At 70.7% G+C, this 24,612-nt stretch carries 19 protein-coding genes; 6 read left to right on the top strand and 13 right to left on the bottom strand.

The genetic code is table 11. The features are described 5' to 3' along the window. Positions 1-8: 8 nt before the first annotated feature. The 6 genes from LO763_RS24305 to pruA all read right to left on the bottom strand — a co-directional run bounded on the left by LO763_RS24305 (position 9) and on the right by pruA (position 7,544). Complete coding sequence (locus tag LO763_RS24305) at positions 9-2,522, bottom strand: CHAT domain-containing protein (RefSeq protein WP_230790082.1); 2,514 nt, start codon at positions 2,520-2,522, stop codon at positions 9-11. A 10-nt stretch (positions 2,523-2,532) separates the two neighbouring features. After that, positions 2,533-3,069 (bottom strand): hypothetical protein, encoded by a 537-nt coding sequence (locus tag LO763_RS24300; protein ID WP_230790079.1) that lies wholly within the window; start codon positions 3,067-3,069, stop codon positions 2,533-2,535. Then, positions 3,053-3,670, bottom strand: a complete 618-nt coding sequence (locus tag LO763_RS24295; protein WP_230790076.1) for an RNA polymerase sigma factor — start codon at positions 3,668-3,670, stop codon at positions 3,053-3,055. The genes LO763_RS24300 and LO763_RS24295 overlap by 17 nt, the downstream gene beginning before the upstream one ends. A 4-nt stretch (positions 3,671-3,674) precedes the next feature. Next, complete coding sequence (locus LO763_RS24290) at positions 3,675-5,222, bottom strand: S8 family peptidase (RefSeq protein ID WP_230790073.1); 1,548 nt, start codon at positions 5,220-5,222, stop codon at positions 3,675-3,677. Positions 5,223-5,569: 347 nt separating this feature from the next. Then, positions 5,570-5,863, bottom strand: coding sequence for a DUF397 domain-containing protein (locus LO763_RS24285; protein WP_230790069.1), 294 nt, complete (start codon positions 5,861-5,863; stop codon positions 5,570-5,572). A gap of 55 nt (positions 5,864-5,918) precedes the next feature. Continuing rightward, positions 5,919-7,544: an L-glutamate gamma-semialdehyde dehydrogenase gene (gene pruA / locus LO763_RS24280; RefSeq protein WP_230790066.1), complete on the bottom strand. Its 1,626-nt coding sequence runs from the start codon at positions 7,542-7,544 to the stop codon at positions 5,919-5,921. 194 nt (positions 7,545-7,738) lie between these two features. On the opposite strand from pruA, the gene LO763_RS24275 reads away from it, so the two are divergent. Together LO763_RS24275 and LO763_RS24270 are read left to right on the top strand one after the other, a co-directional pair. Further along, positions 7,739-9,028, top strand: a complete 1,290-nt coding sequence (locus tag LO763_RS24275) for an RNA-guided endonuclease InsQ/TnpB family protein (RefSeq protein ID WP_369432075.1) — start codon at positions 7,739-7,741, stop codon at positions 9,026-9,028. A 145-nt stretch (positions 9,029-9,173) separates the two neighbouring features. Then, positions 9,174-10,118 carry a hypothetical protein gene (locus tag LO763_RS24270; protein WP_230790064.1) on the top strand — a complete coding sequence of 315 codons (945 nt, stop codon included), beginning with the start codon at positions 9,174-9,176 and terminating at the stop codon, positions 10,116-10,118. On the opposite strand, the gene LO763_RS24265 is transcribed toward LO763_RS24270, so the two are convergent. Together LO763_RS24265 and secA are read right to left on the bottom strand one after the other, a co-directional pair. Next, positions 10,064-10,579 (bottom strand): DUF6912 family protein, encoded by a 516-nt coding sequence (locus LO763_RS24265; RefSeq protein ID WP_230790060.1) that lies wholly within the window; start codon positions 10,577-10,579, stop codon positions 10,064-10,066. The two genes, LO763_RS24270 and LO763_RS24265, sit on opposite strands and share 55 nt — an antisense overlap. Positions 10,580-10,584: 5 nt before the next feature. Then, a complete protein-coding gene (gene secA / locus LO763_RS24260) occupies positions 10,585-13,500 on the bottom strand; it encodes a preprotein translocase subunit SecA (protein WP_369432074.1) in 2,916 nt (971 codons plus the stop codon). Between the two features lie 112 nt (positions 13,501-13,612). Between secA and LO763_RS24255 the strand changes: the two genes are divergently transcribed. The 3 genes from LO763_RS24255 (at position 13,613) to LO763_RS24245 (ending at position 17,072) form a co-directional block, all read left to right on the top strand. After that, positions 13,613-14,734 (top strand): GNAT family N-acetyltransferase, encoded by a 1,122-nt coding sequence (locus LO763_RS24255; protein WP_230790058.1) that lies wholly within the window; start codon positions 13,613-13,615, stop codon positions 14,732-14,734. Positions 14,735-14,873: 139 nt separating this feature from the next. Further along, a complete protein-coding gene (locus tag LO763_RS24250; protein WP_230790055.1) occupies positions 14,874-15,842 on the top strand; it encodes a GNAT family N-acetyltransferase in 969 nt (322 codons plus the stop codon). Between the two features lie 84 nt (positions 15,843-15,926). Then, positions 15,927-17,072 carry a L,D-transpeptidase gene (locus LO763_RS24245; RefSeq protein ID WP_230790222.1) on the top strand — a complete coding sequence of 382 codons (1,146 nt, stop codon included), beginning with the start codon at positions 15,927-15,929 and terminating at the stop codon, positions 17,070-17,072. Positions 17,073-17,244: 172 nt separating this feature from the next. Here LO763_RS24245 and hpf read toward each other — a convergent pair whose 3' ends face one another. The 5 genes from hpf to LO763_RS24220 form a co-directional block, all read right to left on the bottom strand. Then, positions 17,245-17,925, bottom strand: a complete 681-nt coding sequence (hpf, locus tag LO763_RS24240) for a ribosome hibernation-promoting factor, HPF/YfiA family (protein ID WP_230790053.1) — start codon at positions 17,923-17,925, stop codon at positions 17,245-17,247. A 407-nt stretch (positions 17,926-18,332) separates the two neighbouring features. Next, positions 18,333-18,998, bottom strand: a complete 666-nt coding sequence (locus tag LO763_RS30130) for a ComF family protein (RefSeq protein WP_230790050.1) — start codon at positions 18,996-18,998, stop codon at positions 18,333-18,335. A 16-nt stretch (positions 18,999-19,014) separates the two neighbouring features. Next, the gene (locus tag LO763_RS24230) at positions 19,015-20,403 is read right to left on the bottom strand and encodes an ABC transporter permease (protein WP_230790048.1); all 1,389 of its coding nucleotides are present in this window, start codon (positions 20,401-20,403) and stop codon (positions 19,015-19,017) included. Next, the gene (locus LO763_RS24225; protein WP_230790046.1) at positions 20,403-21,689 is read right to left on the bottom strand and encodes an efflux RND transporter periplasmic adaptor subunit; all 1,287 of its coding nucleotides are present in this window, start codon (positions 21,687-21,689) and stop codon (positions 20,403-20,405) included. Before LO763_RS24225 ends, LO763_RS24230 begins: the two co-directional genes overlap by 1 nt. A gap of 95 nt (positions 21,690-21,784) precedes the next feature. Continuing rightward, positions 21,785-22,477 carry a ferritin-like fold-containing protein gene (locus LO763_RS24220; protein ID WP_230790044.1) on the bottom strand — a complete coding sequence of 231 codons (693 nt, stop codon included), beginning with the start codon at positions 22,475-22,477 and terminating at the stop codon, positions 21,785-21,787. A gap of 405 nt (positions 22,478-22,882) precedes the next feature. Here LO763_RS24220 and LO763_RS24215 point away from each other — a divergent pair, with 405 nt between their 5' ends. Further along, entirely contained in the window at positions 22,883-24,496 is a 1,614-nt protein-coding gene (locus tag LO763_RS24215) for a DEAD/DEAH box helicase (RefSeq protein WP_230790042.1), read from the top strand. Positions 24,497-24,612: the final 116 nt, after the last annotated feature.

The raw sequence follows: 24,612 nt of genomic DNA, 5'->3' as shown, positions 1-24,612 counted from the left end.
GTCCGAGTTTAGGCGCCGAACGCGACGAACGGGTGCCACGGACGCCGCTCCCCCACGGCGGCAAGCGCTTCGGCGGGGGTCGCGCCCTTGGCGCAGTGCTGGTGGTACTCGATCATCATCTCGGCGGCCATGTCGTCGGGGACGCGGCCGAGACTGGAGACGACGGTGGAGGTCCCCGCATGCAGGAGGGCCGCGGTGAACCCGAGCGTCTCGTTGCCGACCGCGACCGTGGAGCGGCCGAGGTCGCAGGAGGAGAGGACGACATGGCTCGGCGGCTGGTCGAGGCTGAGCAGTTCGTAGGCGTTGAGCGGGCCCAGTCCGAAGTCGAGGCGTGAGAACAGGACGTTGTCGGGCTCGTGATGGCCGTGCGCCGCGATGTGCGCGACCGAGGCGCCGTCCAGGGCGCGGAGGACGAGCTCGGGATCGGACTTGTCCGCGGTGATGAGGTGCGCGCCCGGATAGAGACCGGCGATCACTTCGATCTCGCCTCCTGCCCTCGACAGCGCCGGGCCGGCGGCGACGAGGGCAGGGCCCGTGGCGGCGCTCCGGTGAACCGACCGCCACCAGGCCTCAGCGGAGGGCGACACCGTGACCGGGCGACCTCGGAGCTGCGGGAGCAGCGGCCAGGGCACCCAGGCCAATCGGCTGTGCGGGACGATGACCACTTGACGGTCGGCAACGTAATCGGCGATCGGCTCCCAGATTCCTTCAGCAAGGGCGGCGGCGTTCCGGCGGAGCGATCCCTCGACGCTCGTTTGGAGACGGGGCGGGAGGCGGAAGGGCTTTCCGAGGGCATCGAGGTCCGCGCCGAGACGGCGCCCGAGTTCGGCGGCGGCATCGAGCGGCATGAGCCGAACGTGCTTGAGCCCCTTGCCTCCCGCGAGAATGGCGCGGATATCGCCGCCGGCTTCGTAGAGGTTCACCACGACGGTGTTGCGGGATTCGGCGAGATCATGGATGTCCTCGGGAGCGATCCGCTCGGCCCGCTGCCCCGGGCCGGGCGTGGTTCGTTCGTACGCGCGAATCTCCTCTTCGAGCACCTGAACGCGCGCGAACTCCTCAGAGCTCTCCTCGCCTTGAACTTGGAGGTCCCAGAGCCGCCGCCGAGCCTGTCGGAGACGGCCGAGCGCCTCTCTAGCTCCAGGGTCGGTCGCCGACTTGACGGGCGGGATGCGCAATCCCTGAGCCCTGCTCCGCTCGACCCACCAGAGCATCTCGGCGGGAGAGCCGTTGTTCGTGGTGTGGATCAAACCCCGGTTGGCCAGCTGGACGCCCAGAGCGGAGACCCCTGCCTGGAACTCGACCGAGCCGAAGGTCATGCGGTACTCGTCGAGCAGGTCGAGACCGGTCTGGAGTTCCGGCATCGGGTCCTGCTTGCGAATCATGGCGAGCTCGGCCCTGGCGAGATGCCGGGCCAAGGCTTCGGCGAGCGCTTCATAGCCCGGCCCACCCGGTTCCTCGTCGAGCACGGCGTCGACGTCGTCGAGGTCCCCTGCCTTGATCCGAGCCCGGGCGGCCAGGATCTTGGCCTGGTTCAGGCGAAGGGTCCATCCACGCTGCTCGAGTGCGTCGCACAGTCGGGAGACCTTGTCCGCGAAGTTCGGCCCGGCCTTCCCTGAGTCGAACTGGCCCTGGAGGATCAACAGGCGGGCGAGGAAGGCCATCGGTTCGTTGCCCTGCTCGTAGAGCGAGTCCATCGCCCGCTCGGCCCAATCGCTCGCGAGGTCGAACTGATCGTTTTCGAATGCGGTCACCGCACGCCAGAACTCGAAGATCGCCGCGCTGCGGTGGTCCCCCGCGAGTCGCAGGGCCGCGATCGCCTCAGCCCAGTGGTCGATCGCCTGCTGGTACATCCCCACGTAGAGAAGCGCATCCGCGTTGGAGCTGTGCACGAAGGCCTCGAGTTCGGGGGCGTGCTCGCGGTATTCGGCCCGTACTTCCTTGAACTCGGCGAGGGCCTTGGTCACGTCACCGAGATCGAGCAGCAGCAGCGCCTCCACATGCTGCGCTTTGATCTGGTTGATGCGCCGACCGAGTTTTGCGAACAATGCCCTCGCACGCCTCGCGCTCTCGAGGCCTTTGCTGAGTTCGCCCAGGTCCCGCAACGTGTTCGCCCGATTGAGGAACAACCCCGCATAGATGAAGTCGGGGCCGTGCTCGGCCAGCATGGGCTCCGCGCGATCGAAATGCGCCAGTGCGTCCACTGGCCGCCCGTTCTGCTGGAGGATGAGCCCTCGCTGATGCGTCAGCAGTCCGCGGTCCCGCTCGTCCACGAATCGGACGGCTTGCTGGAGCAGCGCCAATCCCGCCGGCGCCTCGCCCGAGTACGTGTACGTCAGCGCCCGGGAATTCAGAATCCGGGCCGTGAGCCGCGCCCGAGCGGTGCCCGGAGGCGGCGGATTCGCGGGGTCCCATCCCAAGAGGCGCAACGCCTCGTCGAACACCGCGGCGGCTTCAACGATTCGCAGTCTGCTCTGGAGCCGGTGTCCACGGGAGAACAACCTCCAGGCACGTTGAAGCATTCTTCACATGCTACAGCCGCACCGCCGGCGTGACGACGACCGCCGGTAGCCCTTCCCGCTGCAGTGTCTCGTCCGGCCGGATCACCAATTGGAACATCTGCCCGTCGGGGAGGCCTTCGAGTACGAACCGACCGGTCTCGTCGGTGGAGGCCCTCCGCGAGCCCTCCGGACTCCTGAGTTCGACCTCGTAGCTCCCCTCGGGACCTATCCATCCGTCGAGCCGCAGCTCCCGGAGCGCCGCGGGCCTCGGCGTCACCATCACGGTGACCGACTCGCAGTCGAAGGTGACCGATGCGGGATCGTTCTGCCCCACCACCAGGTCGGCGTCGCCCCTCATGAGCACCAGTTCGTTCTCACGCGACACCCTCGCCACGCGGGCGTCGAGCTCCGCTTCGAGTTCGAGGATGAACTGCACCCGCTCGTTGAGGTCCTCCGGCATCGGATCGTCCCGGTGGTGCAGTTCGTTGATCACCGAGAGAATCCGCTCATCGCAGGAGTCCAATGACTCGAATTCACCCTGATTCTCGTATTCAGGTCGCATCTTCATCCCGCTCCTCACCTCCGCTCCAGGACGGATCGTCCAGGAGCGTCCTCCTCAGTTTGTCCAAGCAACGGCCCCGGGTGGGTCCGATGCTCCCCCTCTTCATCCCGAGTGCCCCGGCGATGACGTCGTAATCGGGCCGGGAGACCGTCGCCACGAAGGCGAGCAGCCGCCGACACCGCTCTGGCTGGGCAAGGAAGGCGCGGCGCACGGCTTCACACTCGGCGTCGCGGACGAGGCGGTCCTCGACGCTCTCGGTGGCCTGCTCCTCCCTGAGGTCGATCGGATCGGCGACGACCTCGCGCCGGTGGTGGCCGATCTGCTTCCAGGCCTCGCGGCTGACCGTGGTGAGCAACCACTTGGTCAGCGCACGAGGTTGCTCCAGCTCTTTTTCGATGTGCCACAGGCGGAGCCAAGCCGTCTGAACGACGTCCGAAGCGGTCTCCCTGTCCAGCCCGGTGCGGCGGGCCGCTCGCCAGAGGAGCTCGTTGAGCTCCACGACGAGGGTCTGCTGCGCAGCGCCGTCCCCGGCGCGCGCAGCGAGATAGAGCTGCGCGCGCCGGTCGTAATCCACGGCGGCCACCGAATGAGCCGAAGTCGCATTCATGATTTCAGGCTAGCTGTTTCTTCAACCGCTTCAGCGCTTCGTGAGCACGAGCCGACGCCTGGGCCGCGTCCCCCACTGTCATCGCCTCCGATTCGGCCATGGCGTTCACCAGGAAGGCCGCCGCCAACGGCGCCGCGAACGAAGTGCCGCTCCAGACGGCGAACCCCGATGAGAAGTCGTCGGGGTCGTGGCTCTCGCGGTGCCGGTTCAAGATCGTGGACTTGGCTTGGCGGTCGGGCATCCGCGAGCCCTTGGCCTCGCACGGGTACGTGCTCACCAACCCGGCCCCGGTGGCGTAGCACGAGACCCACGGGCCCTCGTTGGAGAACATCGCGATGTGGCGATTGGGGTTGAGCGCACCGACGCTGAGGATCGGGGCGCTGGTCTCGGACTGCCCGTGGGCCGCGAACGCGGCCGGGTAGAAGGGGCGATCCGACGACTGGTTCCCGGCCGCCGCGACCACCGGGACGCCCAGAGCGGCGAGACGGTTGACCGCGTCTCCGATCCAGCCACCCGGCTGGTCGTAAGGGTTCTCATCGACGTAGCCCATCGCCAGGACCACCACATCGGCGCCGATCGCCTCCTCGTCGCCGCCCCGAGCCGCCTCGACCTGGTCGGCGACATGGTGCAGCGCCCCGATGACCTCGTGCTCGTACGCCAGCCCGTCGTTGTGGACGACTCGCAGCGAGTACACCTGCACGTCCGGCGACATCTGACGGAGCAGCCCGGTCATGAACGTGCCGTGGCCGAAGTGGCTGGCGACCTCGCCGATGAGCGTCGGCTCATGGACCGGCCCCTCCCACGGGTCGTCGAGCGGCGGCGCGGGCGAGTCGGAGTGCTCGCCGATCTTGGTCTGGAAGGCGTGGTCGACCACCACGAAGGTGTCCTCCCCCTCGGAGCGGTCGGACACGTCGAAAGACGGATGTCGATGCGGAACACCGGTATCCAGAATGGCCACTCGTAGGCGCCGGTCGCGTTTCCTGCGGTCCGGCATCGGGTTGACCATGTCGACCGGGATGCGGCCGAGCGAGAACGCTCGCGGATCGCCGACGGGTGGCTCACCGCCGCCGACGCTCGGCCCGCCCTTCGAGCAGATCATCAGGTGCTCCAGGCGCACCTTGTCGATGAGCTCCGCGGAGAGGCCGGACTCGTCGGCGTCGGTGCGCAGGCGCTGAATCAAGGCCCAGGCGTCGACGGCCGCGTGGTCGCCGCGGTTACTGAAGACCGGGACGCGGTACGAGCCCTGACCGGAGATGATCGCGCTGGCCGCGTGGCTCTTGAGTCTCATGCCGCTGTGGAGGACCGCGCCTTCGAGCGCGTCTCGGGCCTCCTCGTCGCGCATGACCGATTCGTCGATGAGCAGACGGTCGTAGCGGTAGACGGTGCCGACGGGCGCGGGCTCGCCAGGACTGCGCACGACCTGGCCGGGGGCCAGGACGCGGCCGCCGTGGCGGTCCAGAGTGGAATACGACAGCTCGGGCACGCCGCTCATGTGGTCGCGGCGGGGGTTGGGCTTCAGATGGGGTTCGTGATCGGCGAACACCAATCGCATGGGAGCTCCTCTGCTTGTCTCTCGGGGGGTTATGCGGTTGTGCGGCGAGGAGGGGGATCCTTCGCGATCCATTCTCCCCGCCGGTCGCAACGCGTGGGGTACACGCGGGTTCCGACAGGTCGGGAGGCACTCGGGCCCGGAATGCCGCGAACGCCACGGGCTGGACGGTTATCACGGCATTCACCAGGGAAGAGGCCGCGGCGTCCGATGGGATACACCCCGCGCCCCGGATTCTGAACCTGGCACGTTCGCACCGACCCTGAAACCGGGCCGCGCAGCGCGCGACCGCCCCGGGACGGTGCCCCGGGACGGTCGCGGAAGTTCGTATTCGGTTGCGGCCCTTGCGGTTACCGTTTCGCCGGCTCGTCGTCGTCCTCGATGACCTCGACGATGGGCTCGTCGTCCCAGGTCTCGAGGTCGAACTCGCCGTCGCGGACGCCCTCGACGAAGGCCTCCCACTCGGCCGGGGTGTAGATGAGGATGTCGCCCTCGGGGTCCTCGGCCATGCGCAGGGCGACCAGGCCGTTGTCGGCGTAGCCGATCTCCAGGGCCGCCGGGGTGCCGTCCTCGTGGGTGGTGCGCTCCCAGCGGGCCGCGCCGGTGTCGAACTCGCCCTTGAGCGGATGCTCACGCTTCGTCATGGACCAAGCATAAAAGGGCCCGGGCCTCGCGGTCCGGGCCCCTCTCGTCGAGCGGTCAGCCCTGGTGCGGGTAGCGGTACTCCGTCGGCGGGACGAAGTTCTCCTTGATCGACCGCGGGCTCACCCAGCGGACGAGGTTCTGCCACGACCCGGCCTTGTCGTTCGTGCCCGAGCCGCGCGCGCCGCCGAACGGCTGCTGGCCCACGACCGCGCCCGTCGGCTTGTCGTTGATGTAGTAGTTGCCCGCCGCGAAGCGCAGCGCTTCACTCGCACGGGCGATGGCGGCCCGGTCGGTCGCGAAGACCGCGCCCGTCAGCGCGTACGGGGCGATCTCGCCGGCCTGGGCGATCACCGCGTCGAAGTCGGCGTCCTCGTAGACGTACACGGCGTTGATCGGCCCGAAGTACTCGTCGACGAACATCTCGTGCTCGGGGTCGGTCGCCTCGATGAGCGTCGGCTGCACGAAGAAGCCCTCCGAGTCGTCGGCGGTGCCGCCGGTGACGACGGTGGCCTTCGGGTCGTCCCGGAGGCGGTCGAAGAGCGCGGTGTGCTTGGCGAAGGACCGCCCGTCGATGACCGCGCCGCCGAAGTTGTCGAAGTCGGCGACGTCCCCGTAGGAGATGTCCTCGGTCATGCCGACCACGGCGTCCTTCAGGCCGCCGCGCCACAGCGAGGCGGGGACGTAGGTGCGCGACAGCGCCGAGCACTTCTGGCCCTGGTACTCGTACGCGCCGCGGACCATCGCCACCGCGAGCTGCTGGAGGTCGGCGCTCGGGTGGGCGATGATGAAGTCCTTGCCGCCGGTCTCGCCGACCAGGCGCGGGTAGGTGCGGTACCCGGCGATGTTCGCCCCCACCGTCTGCCACAGGTGCTGGAAGGTCCTGGTGGAGCCGGTGAAGTGGATGCCGCCGAGGTCGGGGTCGAGCAGGGCGGTCTCGGAGTGCTCGCCGTAGCCGGTGACCATGTTGATCACGCCCGGCGGCAGGCCCGCCTCCAGGAGCACCTTCATCACGAAGTGCGCCGCGAACTGCTGGGTCGGCGAGGGCTTCCACACCACGGTGTTGCCCATGAGCGCCGGGGCGGTGGGGAGGTTCCCCGCGATCGCGGTGAAGTTGAACGGGGTGATCGCCAGGACGAACCCGTCGAGCGGCCGGTGGTCGGTGCGGTTCCACAGGCCCTTGGAGGAGTTCGGCTGCCGGCGGTAGAGCCACTCGGCGAAGCTCACGTTGAAGCGCAGGAAGTCGATGAGCTCGCACGCGGCGTCGATCTCGGCCTGGGCCGCGGTCTTGGACTGGCCCAGCATGGTCGCGCCGTTGAGCACGTCCCGGTAGGGCCCGGAGATGAGCTCGGCCGCGCGCAGGAAGATCGCGGCGCGGTCGGCGAAGTCGGTGCGGGTCCAGTCGTGGCGGGCGGCCTTGGCCGCGGCCACCGCGTCGGCCCACTCGGCCGCGGTGGCCTCGCGGGTGGTGCCGAGGACGTGGGCGCGGCGGTGCGGCTGGACGACCTGGATCTCCTCGCCCGCGCCGCGGCGCCACTCGCCCGAGACGTGCAGGTCCAGTTCGAGCTGCGTGCCGGCGAGTTCGGCGAGCTTCTTCTGGAGGCTCTCGCGCTCGGGGCTGCCGGGCGCGTAGCCGTTGACCGGTTCGTTCTCCGGCGTCGGTACCGTAAACAAGGCGTCCATCGCACCCTCCCATTGATTCGATGGCTACTGTGATTTCAAGTCTTTGATTTCTAGGCTACCAGTTTTCCGGAGAGGGCTGCGTCGTTTATGGCGGAGATGCATCCGGGTGATCGCCTGCTCGCAGTCCCGCACCAGCGGGACTGTTCGAGCCTGAGGTCAACGGCTTTGTCGTACCCCTGGTCTAGCCTTGAAGTGTGCTCCTTCGATACCGGTATCGGGTCTATCCGACAGCGCCGCAGCGGGTGTCGCTTGCGCGCGCATTCGGGTCCGCTCGAGTCGTGTTCAACGACGCGGTGGCCGCGAGGAAGCAAGCGCACGAGCAGGGGCTGCCGTATCCGACGACGGCGGTCTTGTCGAAGGCGTTGATCACCGAGGCGAAGCGCACCCCTGAACGGGCATGGCTTGCCGAAGTGTCGGCCGCGATACTCCAGCAGGCGCTCGCGGACGCTGACCGGGCGTACCGAAACTTCTTCACGTCGATCAAAGGCAAGCGGGCCGGGGCGCGGATGGGCCCGCCGCGGTTCAAACGCCGTACGCACGCCCAGTCGATCCGCTTCACCCGCAACGCCAAGTTCAGGGTGCTCGACAACGGTCGGCTGCGCCTGCCGAAGATCGGCGACATGCGGGTGGCGTGGTCGCGGGAGCTGCCGTCCGCGCCGTCCTCGGTGACGGTCGTCAAGACCCCGACGGGCAAGTACTACGCCAGTTTCGTCGTCGCCGTGGATGATGGTGCGGACCTGCTCGAACCGCTCGCCGATCCTGAGGCCGAGACCGGTATTGACCTCGGGCTCAAGGATTTCGCGGTCTTGCGCGGCGGGAAGGTGATCGAGAACCCGAAGTTCTTCGGGAAGCTTGAGCGGAAGCTGAAGAAAGCGCAGCGGGTTCTTGCCCGGAAGGCGAAGGGCTCGGTCAACCGGGCGAAAGCCCGGATTCGGGTCGCGAAGGTCCACGAGAAGATCAAGCACACCCGGTCTGATTGGATCGACAAGCAGGTGAAGACGTTGGTGGGCGAGAACCAAGCTCTCTACGTTGAAGACCTCAATGTCAAGGGCCTGGCACGGGGTAGGCACGCGAAGTCGATCCATGACGCCGCGTTCGGCATGTTCTTGGTCCGGCTGGAGTCGAAGGCGTCCCGTGCGGGGCGGACGTTCGTGAAGGTCGACCGGTTCTTCCCCTCCACCATGTTGTGTTCGTTGTGCGGGGTCTCGGACGGGCCGTCCGGAGTTCAGGGCCTGAGGGTCAGGTCTTGGATGTGCGGGTGCGGAGCGGTGCACGACCGGGATCAGAACGCCGAGATCAATATTCGCCGTGAAGGCAAGCGTATGGTGGCCGAGGGGCGCTCGGACACCCTAAACGCCTCTGGACAGGACGTCAGACCAGGGAGACCTGGCAGACCTGGAAATCCCCGTGAGGGGCAGAACGAGGAACCCACCCGTAGCGGCGCCGCGCAAGCGGCGCCCGAGCCGGGAATCGCCGTCCTTTAGGACGGCGAGGATGTCAAAAGACGGGTGTCGCTATGTTCGGGGCCTGCGACCTGCTGCGACGGCAACAAGACGTACAGGAGGAGTCCAAGCCACAATCGCGGCGCCGCGAGCGCCGCGGAGGCGCGGGGTCCGTACTCTGAGCCTCGTGACGAACTCGCAGAAAGCACCGGAGCAGGAGACCGAGCCCCGGGAGGCGCCGGCCGCGCCCGCCGACGAGGCCGAGCCCGTGCGCGAGGCGGGGCCGCGGCCGGGCCGCCCCACCCTGTGGGTGCTCGGCCTCACCGCCCTCGCGGCCCTGGGCGGGGTCCTCTACTCCCTCTACCGCCTCACCGGCATGGCCGACGGCCTCGACCAGACCGGCGTCATGATCCTGGCGCTCAGCCTGTTCAGCCCCATCATCGTCGCCGCCTACGCCGGAGCGGTCGCCGGCCTCGTGGCGCCGCGGCTCGTCAAGGGCCCGCGGAAGGCGGTCGCGGCGCTGGGCTTCACCGTCACCGGCCTCGCCACCGCGACCGCCGCCTACCTGCTCTTCCAGGTCGACGGCGCCATCGCGCTGACGCTGGGCCTGATCCTGCTGGGGTCCGCGCTCGCCGGCGGCCTCATCGCCCTCCCCCGGCACCCGCTGCCGGTCGCGGCCGGGCTGTGGGCCACGCTCCTGCTGCTGGTGTTCATGTTCGCGCGAGGGCTCCTGGAGTCCTCGATCGAGCTGTCGAACGACCCGCTCGAGGAGTACGGCATCCTCGGCCGGTACGCGCCGTTCCTCATGGGCCTGGTCTGCGGCCTGTGCGCCTTCCTGTACCTGTGGAAGCGCAAGGGCCGCACGAAGATGCTCGGCTACCTGCTCGCGGGCGCGCTCCCGGGCGGGATCTGGCTCGCCTGCACGGTCGTCGCGCAGATCGGCGTCGAGGTCCTCATCGGCGTCGGCGTCGACGAGCTCTCGTTCCTCGACGAGGGGTACCTGGCGCTGGCGTTCCAGACCCAGTACAACGGCTCGATGACCGCGATGTTCGTCGGGGCGTTCTGCTCCGTGCTGGCCTACGGCCTGCTCCTGCCCAAGCCGCCTAAGGCCAAGGCCGCCAAGAGCTCTTGAAGCTCCGAGGGGGCGTACCAGTCGAGGACGTTGGCCTCGATCGCCGCCGGGTCCGGAGCGCCCGAGGCGAGCTCGGCCGCGATCTGGGCGGCCGCGTCCGCGTCGTCGACGTGGATCGCCGCGACCTGCTTCAGGGCCACGGCGCCGTCGAAGTCCGCCTCGGTGCCCTCGGCCCGGTCGATCACCAGCGCCTCGGGCACGTCCGCCGAGATCACGACCCGCCGCGGGACCTGGCCCGCCAGGAGCGCGACCGACGCCGCGGCGGCGTCGGCGAACGCCGTGTACTCCAGGTCCTCGACGTCCGCGCCCGGCGCCGCGCCGACGAGCCAGGCCGTCACCGCGTGCACCGTCGCCACCGGCCGCACCTCGCCGCTCTCGGCGAGGTGGGCCAGCATCGCGACGTCGGCCGGCAGGTAGACGCGGGTCAGCGCCGCCCGCGGACCGGCTGGGGAGTTCGCCATGGTCCCTACTGCGCGGCGGCGCCGGGGGCGCCGTGGCAGCGCTTGTACTTCTTGCCCGAGCCGCACGGGCACGGCTCGTTCGGCCCCACCTTCGCCGACTGGCGCTGGCCCGGGTTCGCCTGCTGCGCCGGGGGCGCGGTCGAGGCCTTGCGGGGCCCGGCCGAGCGCGCCGACTTCGAGGCGACCTTCGCGGCGCCCTTCGAGCCCGCGCCCGGAGTGCGCTTGACGTCGCGCTTCTGGCCGGGGACCGGCTTCGGCGGGCGCTTGAAGACCGTGCCCTCCTCGGTGGTGGCCTGCTGCTGGACCGCGCCGCTGCCGTTCGCGCCGTCGATCGACGGGGCCGACTGGAGCAGCATCTCGGGCTTGCGCAGCGGCTCCAGGCCCCGGATCTGGGCCTCGGGCTCCGCGGCCGCGCCGCCCTCGGCGGGCTTGGCCTTGAGCTCGGCGTTCATGAGGAACCTGACGGTGTCCTCCTTGATGCCGTCGAGCATCGTCTGGAACATGTCGAAGGCCTCGCGCTGGTACTCGATGACCGGGTCGCGCTGCGCGTAGGCGCGCAGGCTGATGCCCTGCTTGAGGTAGTCCACCTCGTACAGGTGCTCGCGCCACTTGCGGTCGATCGTCTGGAGCAGCACACGCCGCTCCAGCTTGCGCAGGACCTCCTCGCCGAACTCCTCCTCGCGGGCGGCGTAGGCGGCGCGCGCGTCCTCCTTCACGGCCTTGAGGAGCGTCTCGGGGTCGAGGTCGTCGAGGCCCCCGGCCTCCTTGGCGAGCTCCTTGTGGGACAGGGAGATCGGGTAGAGCTGCTTGAAGGCGCTCCACAGCTCGTCCAGGTCCCAGTCCTCGGCGTAGCCGTCGCTGGTCGCGCCCGCGACGTAGGCCTCCAGGACGTCGTCCACGAAGTGCTCGATCTGCTCGGACACGTCCTCGCCGTCGAGCACCTTGCGCCGCTCGTCGTAGATGACCGAGCGCTGCTTGTTCATGACCTCGTCGTACTTGAGGACGTTCTTGCGGATCTCCGCGTTGTGGCCCTCGATCTGCGACTGCGCCGACTCGATCTGCTTGGACACCATCTTGGAGACGATCGGGACGTCGTCGGGCACGCGCAGGCGGTTCATCATGGCGCGCACGGCGTCCGCGTTGAACCGCTTCATCAGGTCGTCCGAGAGCGAGAGGTAGAACCGCGACTCGCCCGGGTCGCCCTGGCGCCCGGCGCGGCCGCGCAGCTGGTTGTCGATGCGGCGCGACTCGTGGCGCTCGGTGCCCAGCACGTAGAGGCCGCCCGCGTCCTTGACGTCCTCGGCCTCGGCGTCGCAGGTCTCCTCGAACTTCGCGAGGGCCTCCTGCCAGGCGGCCGAGTAGGTCTCCTCGTCGGCCTCGTCGATGCCGCGGTTGCGCAGGTCCGTCGCGGCCAGGTACTCGGGGTTGCCGCCGAGCATGATGTCGGTGCCGCGCCCGGCCATGTTCGTGGCGACGGTGACCGCGCCCCGCTGGCCCGCCTGGGCGATGATGTCGGCTTCCTTCGCGTGGTTCTTCGCGTTGAGCACGTTGTGCGGGATGCCGCGCTTCTTCAGGAAGCGGCCGAGCATCTCCGACTTCTCGACCGAGACGGTGCCGACGAGGACCGGCTGGCCGCTCTCGTGGCGCTCGGCGATGTCGTCCACGACCGCCTGGTACTTCGCCTCCTCGGTCTTGTAGATGACGTCGGACTGGTCCTTGCGGATCATCGGCTTGTTCGTGGGGATCGGGATGACGCCCATGCCGTAGACGTTGTTGAACTCCGAGGCCTCGGTCTGGGCCGTACCGGTGATGCCCGCGATCTTGTCGTACATGCGGAAGTAGTTCTGGAGGGTGGTGGTCGCGAAGGTCTGGTTCTCCTGCTTGATCTCCACCCCCTCCTTCGCCTCGATGGCCTGGTGGATGCCCTCGTTGAAGCGGCGCCCGGGCAGCACGCGGCCGGTGAACTCGTCGACGATGAGGACCTCGTCGGACTCCGAGACGATGTACTCGCGGTTGCGCTCGAACAGCTCCTGCGCCTTGATCGCGTTGTTGAGGTAGCCCACCAGCGGGGTGTTCACCGAGTCGTAGAGGTTCTCGATGCCCAGGCGGTCCTCGACGCGGGCGACGCCCGACTCGGTGATCGCGATGGTCCGCTTGCCCTCGTCGACCTCGTAGTGGTCCTCGCGCTTCATCGAGCGCACGATCTTCGCGAACTCGGTGTACCAGCGCTTGGAGTGCTCGGCGGGGCCGGAGATGATGATCGGGGTCCGGGCCTCGTCGATGAGGATCGAGTCGACCTCGTCGACGAGCGCGAAGTTGTGGCCGCGCTGCACCAGGTTCTCGGCCGAGGCGGTCATGTTGTCGCGGAGGTAGTCGAACGCGAGCTCGTTGTTGGTCGAGTAGGTGATGTCCGCCCGGTAGGCCTCGCGGTGCTTCTCCGAGCCCTCGCCGGGGAGCACGACGCCGACGGTGAGGCCGAGGAAGCGGTGGATCTCGCCCATCCACTCCGCGTCGCGGCGCACCAGGTAGTCGTTGACGGTGACCTGGTGGACGCCCTTGCCGGTCAGGCCGTTCAGGTAGACCGGGAGCGTGGAGACGAGGGTCTTGCCCTCACCGGTCTTCATCTCGGCGATGTTGCCCTGGTGGAGGGCGGCGCCGCCCATGATCTGCACGTGGTAGTGGCGCATCCCGCGGACCCGCTTGGCGGCCTCGCGGACCGTGGCGAACGCCTCGGGCATCAGGTCCTCGGTGGTCTCGCCGTCCCCCAGGCGCTCCTTGTACTCGTCGGTGAGCGCGCGGAGCTCCGCGTCGGTCATCGCCTCGTACTCGTCCTCCAGGGAGTCGACCGCGTCGGCGATCGCATTGAGCCGTTTGAGCGCGCGGCCCTCACCGGCCCGCAGCACCTTCTCGAACATCGACACGGAAGATCAGCCCCTAGCAGCGTCTTGACCAGATCGGGTGGATTTCCCGCTCAATACTACGCGCAGCCAGCGGCTGGTCCTGACGGCCGCCGGTGCGGCAGAATCGATGTCCATGGAACCCGTCACCCTCCAGGCCGAGGGCCTGCGCCTGGTCGCCTGGGAGCAGCGGCACATGGCCGACCTGGCCCGGATCTACGCCGATCCGCTCATCGAGCGCTACCTCGTGATGCCCCTGCCGTGGGCCGGCCCGGCCCGCGACCGGTTCGTCGGGACGCAGCTGCGGCACTGGCACGGCGGCAACCCGCGCTGGGCGGTCGTGGAGGCCGACGGGTCCCTGGTGGGCTCGATGGCGCTGACGCGGTCGTTCCCGTCCGAGATGACCATCACCTATGTGACCGCGCCGTGGGCGCGGGGCCGCGGCGTCGCGCAGCGGGCCATCCGGGCCGCGGTGGGCTTCGGGTTCGCGAACCTGGGCGCCAAGCGCATCGCCTGGGACGCCATCGTCGGCAACCACGCCTCGCGCCTGGCCGCGGTCCGCACCGGGTTCACCGTCGAGGGCGTCGCGCGCTCGGGCGTCAACCAGCGCGGGACCTCCCGCGACTGCTGGGTGGGGGGCCTCCTCCCCGGGGAGCTGCGCGGCGCGGACGACCCGCCCGAGCACTACGGCCTCCTGAAGCGGCAGGCCCGGTTCTTCATGGCCGAGCGGCGGTCGCTGGCGACCGAGGCGGCCGGGCTGCGGCTGCGGCCGCTCATGGAGCGGGACCTGGACGATCTGGCGGCGACCTGCGCCGACGACGAGACCCAGCGCTGGGTGAGCCTCCCCCGCCCCTACACCCGCGCCGACGCGGAGGCGTGGCTGGAGGTGGCGCGGCACCGCTGGGACCTGGGCCGGTCGGTGCTGTTCGCGCTGGCCGACGAGCGCGACCGGTACTCGGGCTCGGTGGAGCTCTCGCTCGGCGAGCCGGGCGAGGCCGAGCTGGGTTACTTCTGCTCGCCGTGGGCGCGGGGCCGGGGCTGGGCGACGGCCGCGGCGAAGCGCCTGTGCCGCCTGGGCTTCGAGGAGCTGGGCCTGGAGCGGATCGCGTGGCGCGCGGTCGTGGGCAACGAGGCGTCGCGGCGGGTCGCGGAGAAGACCGGGTTCACCGTCGAAGGGGTCCGGCGGCGGATCCGCCACGGCGCGGACGGCCGACTCGACTCCTGGTCGGGGAGCCTGTTCCCCGAGGAGTTGCAGTGACCCAGATCCTATAGGATCGCTCTCCGAAGAGCGGCGGCGACCGCCTGAACGCCCGTGCGGGCGCGGACCGCGCGCAACGGCGCAAACCAGGCATCCGGGAAACCTTGACGCACCGCGGCCGACCTGCTTGTCTGAGTGCGTGCATTTCTTCGAACCCGTCGAGACGACGGCGTTCACGCTGCGTCCGGCCGCCGAAGGCGAGAAGGTCGACTGCGGGTTCGAGCCGGGCGCGGTGGCCGTCGGCCCCGAGGACGGGGCGGCCTGGGGCGTGCTGGGCTTCGAGGGCTCGGGCGTCGTGGAGGTCCGGTTCTGGGTCGCGCCGGAGCGGCGGGGCGACCGCCTGGCGTCGGCGATGCTGCGGGAGGCCGTCCCGAGCCTGTTCGCCACGGGGGCGCGGCGGGTCGAGGTGCGCGCGCCGGTGCGCGACCAGGCGGCGATCCGCTCGGCGCTGCGGGCCGGCTTCCGCCCCGACGGCGGGATCGCGCGGGCCGCGGCCTGGGACGGCACGGAGGCGCTGGTGCTCGGGTTCATCCCAGGCGACGGCCCCGGTCCCGCGCCCAGGGTGCTGCCGGACCTGCCGGGCGGGAAGCTGGACGACGGCGTGATCGCCTTGCGGCCCTTGAGGTCCGACGATTTCGAGGCGCATCTGCGGCACCGGTCGAGCCCGGACGTGTACGCGGGGGCGGCCCTGCCGCTGCCGCCGAGCGTCGACGAGGCGCGGGACTTCTGCGAGTGGCGGGCCGCGGTCGACTGGCTGCGGGGGCGCAGCGCCCTGATGGTGATCGACGACGGCGGGGGCTACCAGGGGACGATCGGGCTCTACGACGTGGCGCGCGTGGTCGGGACCGGGATGATCGGGTACGACCTGCGCGCGGAGGTGCGCGGCCGGGGGTACGCGACGCGGGCGGTGGCGCTGATGCGCCGCTGGGCGTTCGGGGCGGTCGGGCTCGACCGGGTCTGGGCCGGGACCGACGTCCACAACGCGGCCTCGCAGGCGGTCCTGCGCCGCGCCGGTTTCCGCCTGGAAGGGGTCGAAAGGGGCGGACTGCCCACCCTTTCCGGGGAGCGGCGGGACACACTGCTGTGGGCTGCGCTATCCGACGACTGACGTGCAACCCAATGGGTGGTACTGCGCGTCGAAGATATAGTGGTCGCGTCATTTCGCCCTGTGGAGGAACCCCCTTTGAAGCTCATGCCCGTGCGCGCCTTGGCGGTGCTGTCCCTGCTGCTCATGGCGGGCGCCTGCGCGGCGCCCCAGACGGGGACGTTCACACCCGCCCCGATCGTTCCCGTCGTCTCGCTCGACGCCGCCGCGGAGGCGCAGGACCCCACCGCGCCGTTCACCCTCTCGGTGGTCGACGGCATCCTCGAAGAGGTCAACGTCACCTCCGACCGCTCCGAGACCATCGAGGGCGCCTTCTCGGAGGACCTGACGTCCTGGACCTCGGACGGCATCCTCGACGCCGGCTCGACCCACACGGTCGTGGCCAAGGCGGTCAGCACCGACGGCACGGTGACCCAGTTCGAGCAGCAGTTCACGACCGAGGCGCGTGAGAGCTCGGGCTTCGAGGTCGCCGACGTCACCCCGGTGGTCGACGGCGAGGAGGTCGGCGTGGGCGCGCCGATCATCGTGACGTTCACCGAGGACGCCCCGGACCGGGCCGCGGTCGAGCGGCTCCTGCTCGTGGAGTCCGAGAAGGGCCACGAGGGCGCCTGGAACTGGATCAGCGACAACCAGGTCATCTACCGGACCAAGGAGTACTGGGAGCCGCACCAGACGGTCACGTTCACCGCGGACTTCGAGGGCGAGCACCTGGGCGACGACGTGTGGGGCGGCGAGGACTACGACGCCGAGATGGTCATCGGCGAGTCGCAGATCTCCCACGTGGACCTGGACGCCCACACCATGACCGTCGAGATCGACGGCGAGGTCGCCAAGGAACTGCCCATCAGCGGCGGCTCGGGCGCCGAGTGGGAGTACTACACCGCCACGGGCGTGCACCTGGTGATGGAGAAGTTCGCGGACAAGACCATGGTCTCCCCCGGCCGTGAAGAGGGCGACGAGGGCTACTACTCGACCGACGTCAAATGGGCCACCCGCATCAACTCCACCGGCGAGTTCGTCCACGGCGCGCCGTGGAACGGCAGCCTGGGGTCGGCGAACCTCTCGCACGGGTGCGTCAACGCCAGCGACGCGGACGCGAAGTGGTTCTACGAGATCGCCCAGCGCGGCGACCCGGTCGACGTCGTCGGCTCCCCGCGCGAGATGCCGTGGAACAACGGCTGGGGCTTCTGGATCCTGTCCTTCGACGAGTGGAAAGAGGGCTCGGCGCTCTAGGGGGCCGGTCGACACCCCTGCCGGACCGCATGCGCAGAACGAGGCCCCGGGCTCGAGCCCGGGGCCTCGTTCCGGGTCCGGACGCCTTCGTCAACGCGTCCGGACCGCGGAGGAGGGTTCCCCCTTCATCACTGCCGCGGGCCTTGCGCCGCGGCGACGTCCGTTCCGGTGTCTAGAGGTCGAGGCGCAGGAGGCCGTAGTCGAAGGCCCTGCGGCGGTACACCACGGACGGGCGGCCGCTCTCCTTGTCGTGGAACAGGTAGAAGTCGTGGCCGACGAGCTCCATGTTCTGGAGGGCGTCGTCGACGCTCATCGGCTCCCCCGGGTGGATCTTCTCGCGCACGATGCGGCCGGGCAGGTGCTCCTCCACCAGGCCCTCGTAGTGGTCGACGTCCTCGGAGACGAAGCGGGCCTCCTCGCGGGAGAGCTTCGCGCCGGGTTCGACCAGGAGCGTGCCCCCCTGCGGCGAGACCCGGGAGCCGTTGCCGTTGGAGGTCGCCTCGGCGACCGACATGGGGGTCTTGGAGCCGCCGCGGTGGATCCGCTTGCGGTCGGAGGTCTTGCGGAGCTGGTGCCCGAGCTTGGTCACCGCCAGTTCGAAGGCCGACCTGAAGTCGCCGGCGCAGGCTTCGGCGCGGATGACCGCTCCCTTGGGACGGCAGGTGATCTCGACGCGCTGAGCGTGGTCGTTCTGGCGGGGGTTGGGCTCGTGATAGAGCTCGACGTCGATGGCGATCGCCTCCCCGTCGTAGCGGGCCAGGTACTTGGCGATCTTCGATTCGATCTTCTCGGCGACGAGCTCGCGGTAGTGGTCGGGAACCTCCACATTGCGGCCCTTGACGACGATGTCCACCTCTGAACCTCCCAGGTGCCCCCCGCGCTGCCAGGCGGGAGAGCTGTCGTAGTTGTGCATGCTGGGTCCGGAGCCGAAGTTCCGGTACGGCGGATGGAACTACCTCCTCTCACGGATGGGACGACCTGGGGTGGGACACCTCTCGACATGGGGGCGTTCACCTTTGGGCCATCTGGCCTCTGTCGTCTCGTTACCGTTCCGAGATTTCGAGACTATCCCCTCGGTCACCGAAAGTCGACCCTTCCGCTACCGGAATTCTCCAATGCGCTCGGGTGCGCGCGCGCGGATATCGGCGGACTCGGATAACTATTCGCATTTACGGTCGAATACTCGTCGGAACGGCTGTCGGCTTGTCGACATTCGCGTGAGTACCCGCCGCCGCGCCACATGAACCCCGTCCGTCACGTTCATGCGGCGGCGATCGCGATCGCGGCGGGGACCTGGAGTCCCGCCGCCCGCAGCGCCGCGGCGGCCGCCGCGAGCGTGGCCCCGGTCGTGACGACGTCGTCGACCAGGACGACGGGCCGGCCGGCGGCGGCCAGGGCCGCGGCGGGCCGGGCGGCGACGCGCAGGCTCCGCTTCGCGGCGAGGGCCCGCCGGCGCGGGGACAGGCCGACCGAGTCGGGCCGCGGCAGCGCCCGCAGGCAGGGGCGCAGCGGGGCCGCGGGGCCGGGGATGCGGGCGCAGGCGGCGGCCACGTGGTCGAAGCCGCGGGCGCGGCGGGCGGCCCGGGTGGGCGGGATCGGGACGAGCACGGCGCCGGGGACCTCGGGGGCGACGGCGGCGAGGGCGCGGCCCAGGAGCGCGCCGAGGGCGGGCGCGAGTTCGCGGCGGGCGCGCTCCTTGTACTCGTTGAGGGCCTCGGCGAGCGCCCCGGCGTAGGGTCCGGCGGCGACGACGGGCGGGGCGGGGTGCAGGGGCGTCGCCAGGAGCGGCCGGAGGGCGGCCAGCGCGGCGGCGCAGTCGGCGCACAGGCCGCCGCCCGCCGCCGGCGCGCTCCGGCAGGAGGCGCAGGCGGCGGGCAGGAACAGGGCTCTGGCGTCCGCGGCGAGGTTCGCAGTGCTACTCCACACGCGGGACTAACGAGCGTCAGGCCCTGAGGGTGACCGCCGGGGGGACGCGGCTGGCGCGCCAGGCGGGGTAGACGCCGGCGACCACGCCGACGACGGCGCCGATGACGGGCCCGGCCGCGAACAGGGCCGGGTCGAACACGATCTGCCAGTCGCGGTAGAGCGAGACGAGCGCGGTCACGTTCACGCCCAGGACGGTCCCGACGAGGCCGCCGATGAGGCCGATGAGCGTGGACTCCCAGACGAACTGCATCGCCACCGCCCGGCGGGCGGCGCCGACGGCGCGCCGCAGCCCGATCTCCGAGCGGCGCTCCATGACGCTGACGAGCGCGGTGTTGGAGACCGAGACGGCGCCGATCACGAGCGAGACGGCGGCGAGGCCGAGCAGGAGGGCCTGCATCTCGTTCTCGACGCCCTTGCGGAAGCTGCGCAGGTCCGAGGGCTTGGAGACCGAGAGGTTCTCGGCGCCTTCGGGGAAGACCGCGGTGGGCGCGGTGTCGGCGACCTTGTCGGCCGCGCCGAGGTCGGTGCGGATGAAGACCTGCGCGGCGTCGAAGGACGCGTCGGCCTCGGTGCACGGGGTCGGCGGGACGATGACGGCGCCGGTCAGCTTGGCCTCGCCCTCGGGCGCGCGGTAGATGCCCACGAGGGCGTACTCCTCGCCGTCGAGGTAGACCATGGGCCCGCCTTCGAGGGAGGAGAAGCCGAGGTCGCGGGCGGCCGACTCGTCCATGACGGCGACGCGGTCGTCGCGGGCGACGTGCCCGGCGTCGAAGGACGCGCCGTGGGCGAAGGTGAACCCGAAGGCGTCCATCGCGCCCGGCTCCATGCCGAAGACGGGGACGTCGCGGACGTAGTCCTGGCCCTCGGTGCGCGAGGCGCCGCGCTCCTCGCCCGCGGCGCAGTAGATCCCGGCGTCGATCACGCCCTTGATGCCGCGCACCCGCTCGGAGGAGTCCAGGGTGGGCGCGTACCCGGCGTCGCGCATGTTGTTGGAGAAGGAGACGGTGACCTGGGTGGCCTCGGTGGCGTCGAAGCGCTCGGCGATGGCCGCGGCCGAGGTGGACGAGAGGCCGACGGTGGCGACCGTGGCGGCGATGCCCAGGGCGATGCCGATCGCGGTCATCCAGGTGCGCATCGAGCGCCCGCGCAGGGACTGGAACGCCTCGTAGGCGATGCCCATGCTGCGGATCCCGAAGCGGCCCTTGGCCTTCGGGAGGTCGTCGCCCTCCGCGGCCCGGCGCTCGGCCTTGGCCGCCCGCTTCGCCTCCCGGCGGGCCGCGCGGCCCCGCGGCGCGTCCTCCGGCGCCCCTCCGGCGGGGGCGCCCGGGACCTCCCCGGCGGGGAGGTAGTCGAGCATCTCGGTGTCGGTCTCGGGCTCGCGGGGTTCGCGGGGCTCGCGCGCCATCAGCCGTTGCCCCGGTCGCGCCAGGCGATCACGACCTCGTCGCCCTTCGCCAGCTCGCCCTCGACGGGGACGACCACGCCGCGGCCCTCGTGGCGCAGGGTCACGTCGACCTCGATGTGGCGCTCGGACCCGCCCTCGCCCTCGAGGACGGTGAGCATGGTGCGGTCCTCGGCGTCCGTCCACAGCGCCGAGAGCGGGACGATGAGCGCGTCCTCGGCCGAGCGGGCCCGGACCAGGGTCACCTCCTGCTCCTCGCCGGGGGCGAGGTCGTCGAGGCCCTCGATCTCGTCGGCGTCGAACTCGAAGACCGCGTAGGTCTTCTCGACCGGCTCGCCCTCCTCGCCGGTCCACTCGTCGGTCTCGCCGGCCTCCTCGCGGACGTCGAGCTCGAACGCGCCGACCTCCTGGCCCTCCAGGGGCCCGGAGCCGTACTCGAGCTCGGCCTCGTCGCCGAGCTTGGACAGCTCGGAGGCGGTCTCCTCGTCGAGCTCGGCCTCGAGCTTCCAGTCGCCCGAGGCGAGGGTCATCACGGCGCCCTCGACGGGCGCGGACTGCTTCGCGTCGATCTTCGAGACCTGCATGGGCAGGTTCGGCAGGAACACGACCTCGGAGGCGGGCAGCGCCGCGCGCTCCACCGTCGAGGCCTGGGCGCCGCCGGCGTTCTCCCCGCCGTCCTCCTCGCCGCCGCCCTCGTCCCCGGTCCCGCCGCCCGCGTCCTCCTCGCCGCCGCCCTCGTTGTACACCTCTTCGGTGTTGACGGGCGGCTCGTACCCGGCGTGGTCGTAGAGCTTCTCGAGGTCGTCGGCGGTGCGCGAGTCGAAGGTCCCGGTCTTGGGGGTCCCGTAGAGCTGCTGGAGCGCGAGCTGGAGCTGCTCGACGTCCGGCCCGGTGTCGCCCTCCTGGAGGTCCCGGTAGGCCGGGACGTCCCCTTCCAGGGCGATCATGGGGCGGCCGGAGACCTCCAGCAGGACCGTCCCGGCCTTGACCTCGTCGCCCACCTCGAGCGGGAGCTTCGAGGCCAGCGCGGTCTCGATCCCCTCGGGGGCGGCGGGGGCCTGCACGGCGAAGTCCCCGGTGCGGTCGAGGACCGCGTCGAATTCGAGCGTGTCGATGAGCTGGTCCTGGTCGACCCGGACGGTGATCACACTGTCGTCGGGTTCCTCGGTCTCCTCCGCCCGCTGCGCCGGCGTGCGCGCCTGCGCCGCGAAGTACCAGGCGGTACCGGTCGCCCCCAGCAGTGCCAGGGCGAGCACCCCGCTGACGACATGGCTTTTCGTGAGCCGCATGTTGTGTCCTCCTCCGCCCCCAAGACGCGGGAGGAGAACGCCTGCGTTGCGGCCGAATCATCTCGATTCGGTAACACCCCTTGCGGGGCGGGCCCTCAGTTGTTCAGGCCGACCGACTTCATGCGGTCCTGGTGCGCCCGGGTGAGGCGCCGCAGCAGCCCGTCGAGGGTGCCGCCGTCCCCCACGATGAGCCCGGTGAGCCGCTCGTTGGCGGCGGCCACGCCCTGGGCGCGGTTGATGCCCTCGCCGACGAGGCGGCGGGCCCACAGCGACAGGCGTCCGGTGACCGACGGGTCGGCCTCGACGGCGGCGCGGAGCTCCTCGGCGGCGAGGTCGGCGGCGCCGGTCTGGGAGAGCACGGTCTCGATGAGGGCGCGGTCGCCCTCATCGAGCCCGGAGGCGACGGCGCGGAAGAAGTCGTCGGCGACGGCGTCGCCGAGGTAGACCTTCACGAGCGCCTCGAGCCAGTCGCGCGGCGAGGTGGAGGCGTCGAAGGAGCGGAAGGCCTCCTTGAACGGGGCCATCGCCTCGGCGGGGTCGGCGCCGAGCTCGGCGAGGCGGTCGGCGAGGAGCCGGTAGTTGCGAATCTCACCCACGGCCGCCTCGGAGAGGGCGGCCCGGCGGCCCAGGTCCGGGGCCAGCCGCGCGTCGAAGACCATCCGCTCGAACGCGAGCAGCTCTCCGAGGGCAAGCAGCCCAAGGAGGTCGATGACGGATTCGCGGCCGGGGGCCGGGACGGCGGGGACGGTGGCGTCGGCTCCGGCGGCGGGATCAGTTGTCTCGGACACGGGGGCAGGTTATCACTGGGCCGGAGCGGCCTTCGCCTTCACGGGGTTGTCGCGAACCGGACGATCGGGCACGTCTTCGCAGGCCAGGACTGCCGCTTTCGGGTGAGAACGGCCACCTCCGCGCGGGGCGCCGAGCGGCGCTCCGAGACGATCGCGCATGGAGAGCGTACGATGGACAGGAGCGACCGCGGCCTTTCACAAGGCGTTCCCCTATGGCGATGCTTGCAAGCCGGGCATCAGCACAGTGCGAGCGGTCCTCAACGCGGCACCGGCGCGAAGCGCCGGACCGCTCCTGCGAAGCGGCGACTCTCCGAATCCGGCGGTCGTCGCCGCTGTGTACCGAGACATGAATGTGGCGCCGAGTTCCCCGGATCTGGTGACGTCCTCCGCCACGAGGTGAACAGAGTGAACGAAGTGAACAACGACCGGCCCAAGAACGACGGGCCGACATTCGCGGCCCTGGGCATTCGCGAGGAGACCGTCGAAGCGCTTGCGGCGCTTGGCATCGAGCGGGCCTTCGCCATCCAGGAGTACGCGATCCCGATCGCACTGCGCGGCTCCGACATCATCGGCCGCGCCCCCACCGGCACCGGCAAGACCTTCGGGTTCGGCCTGCCGATCATCGACCAGATCACCTCCGCGGAGGAGGGCGCGAGCGGCAGACCGCAGGCGCTGATCCTGGTCCCGACCCGCGAACTGGGGCTCCAGGTCTCGCGGGACCTCGAGGACGCGGGCAAGACCCGCGGCGTCCGGGTCCTGCCGATCTACGGCGGCCGCGCCTACGAGCCCCAGGTCGACGCGCTCAAGGCGGGCGTCGAGATCATCGTCGGCACCCCCGGGCGCCTGCTCGACCTCTACAAGTCCAAGCACATCAAGCTGGACCAGATCGCGCACTGCGTCCTCGACGAGGCCGACCGCATGCTCGACCTCGGCTTCTCCGAGGACGTCGAGAAGATCCTCAAGCTCCTGCCCGAGCAGCGCCAGACGATGCTGTTCTCGGCGACGATGCCCGACACGATCATGTCGCTGTCGCGGCGCCACATGAACCGGCCCATCACCGTGGCCGCCGACGTGAGCGCGCCCGACCTGGAGGCCGCGAACAACACCCGGCAGCTGGTCTACATGACCCACGCGATGAACAAGGTCGAGGTCGCGGCCCGGATCCTCCAGGCCAACGACCGGGGCCTGACGATCATGTTCTGCCGCACCAAGCGCGCCGCGCAGAAACTCGCCGACGAGCTGGACTTCCGCGGCTTCGCGGTCGGCTCGGTCCACGGCGACCTGGGCCAGAACGCGCGCGAGCGGGCCCTGCGGGCGTTCCGCTCGGGGAAGATCGACGTGCTCGTGGCGACCGACGTGGCCGCGCGCGGCATCGACGTCCCCGACATCACGCACGTCATCAACTACGACGCGCCCGAAGAGGCCGAGACGTACGTGCACCGCATCGGCCGCACCGGCCGCGCGGGCGCGACCGGCATCGCGGTGACCTTCCTGACCTGGGAGGACCTGCCGCGCTGGAAGATCATCGTCAAGGCCAACAACCTGGACCTGGGCGAGCCGCTGGAGACGTACCACACCTCCGACCACCTGTACACGGACCTGGACATCCCCGAGGGCGCCCCGTCGTCGCTGCCGAGCGAGCTGCGCAAGCGCGACGGCCTGAGCGCCGAGCGCGAGGAGAACGTCGAGGGCGAGGGCCGCAAGAAGTCCCGCAGCCGCGGTCCGCGCGGCAAGGGCCGCGGCGAGAGCGACCGGCGCGGCGGAGGCCGCGGCGGCGACCGCCGGGGTTCGGGCCGCGAGGCGTCCGGCGAGGGCGAGGCGCCCGCGCCGCGCCAGCGGCAGCGGCGCCGCATCCGCCAGGAGGGCGACGAGAGCGCGGCCGCGCGCGAGTCGAACCCCGCGGCCGAGCAGCAGACCCGGCAGGGCGGGAGCGGCGCCGAAGGCGACGCCCCGGCCCGCAGGCGCCGGCGCCGCCGTCGCCCCACGGGCGACAGCGACCGCCGCACCAGCGAAGACTAGGCGAGCAGCACGGCGGTGGGGGGGGGGCCCCCCGGGGGGGGGGGCCCCGCCCCCCCCCCGGGGGGGGGCCCCCCGGGGGCCCGCCCCCCGGGGGGGGGGGCCCCGCCCCCCCCCCC

Origin of the sequence: Glycomyces amatae, assembly GCF_020991375.1 — a bacterium.
GTDB classification, from domain to species: domain Bacteria; phylum Actinomycetota; class Actinomycetes; order Mycobacteriales; family Micromonosporaceae; genus Glycomyces; species Glycomyces amatae.
Note: the sequence above shows the minus strand (reverse complement) of the source record. Positions and strands in the feature narration are given on the sequence as shown.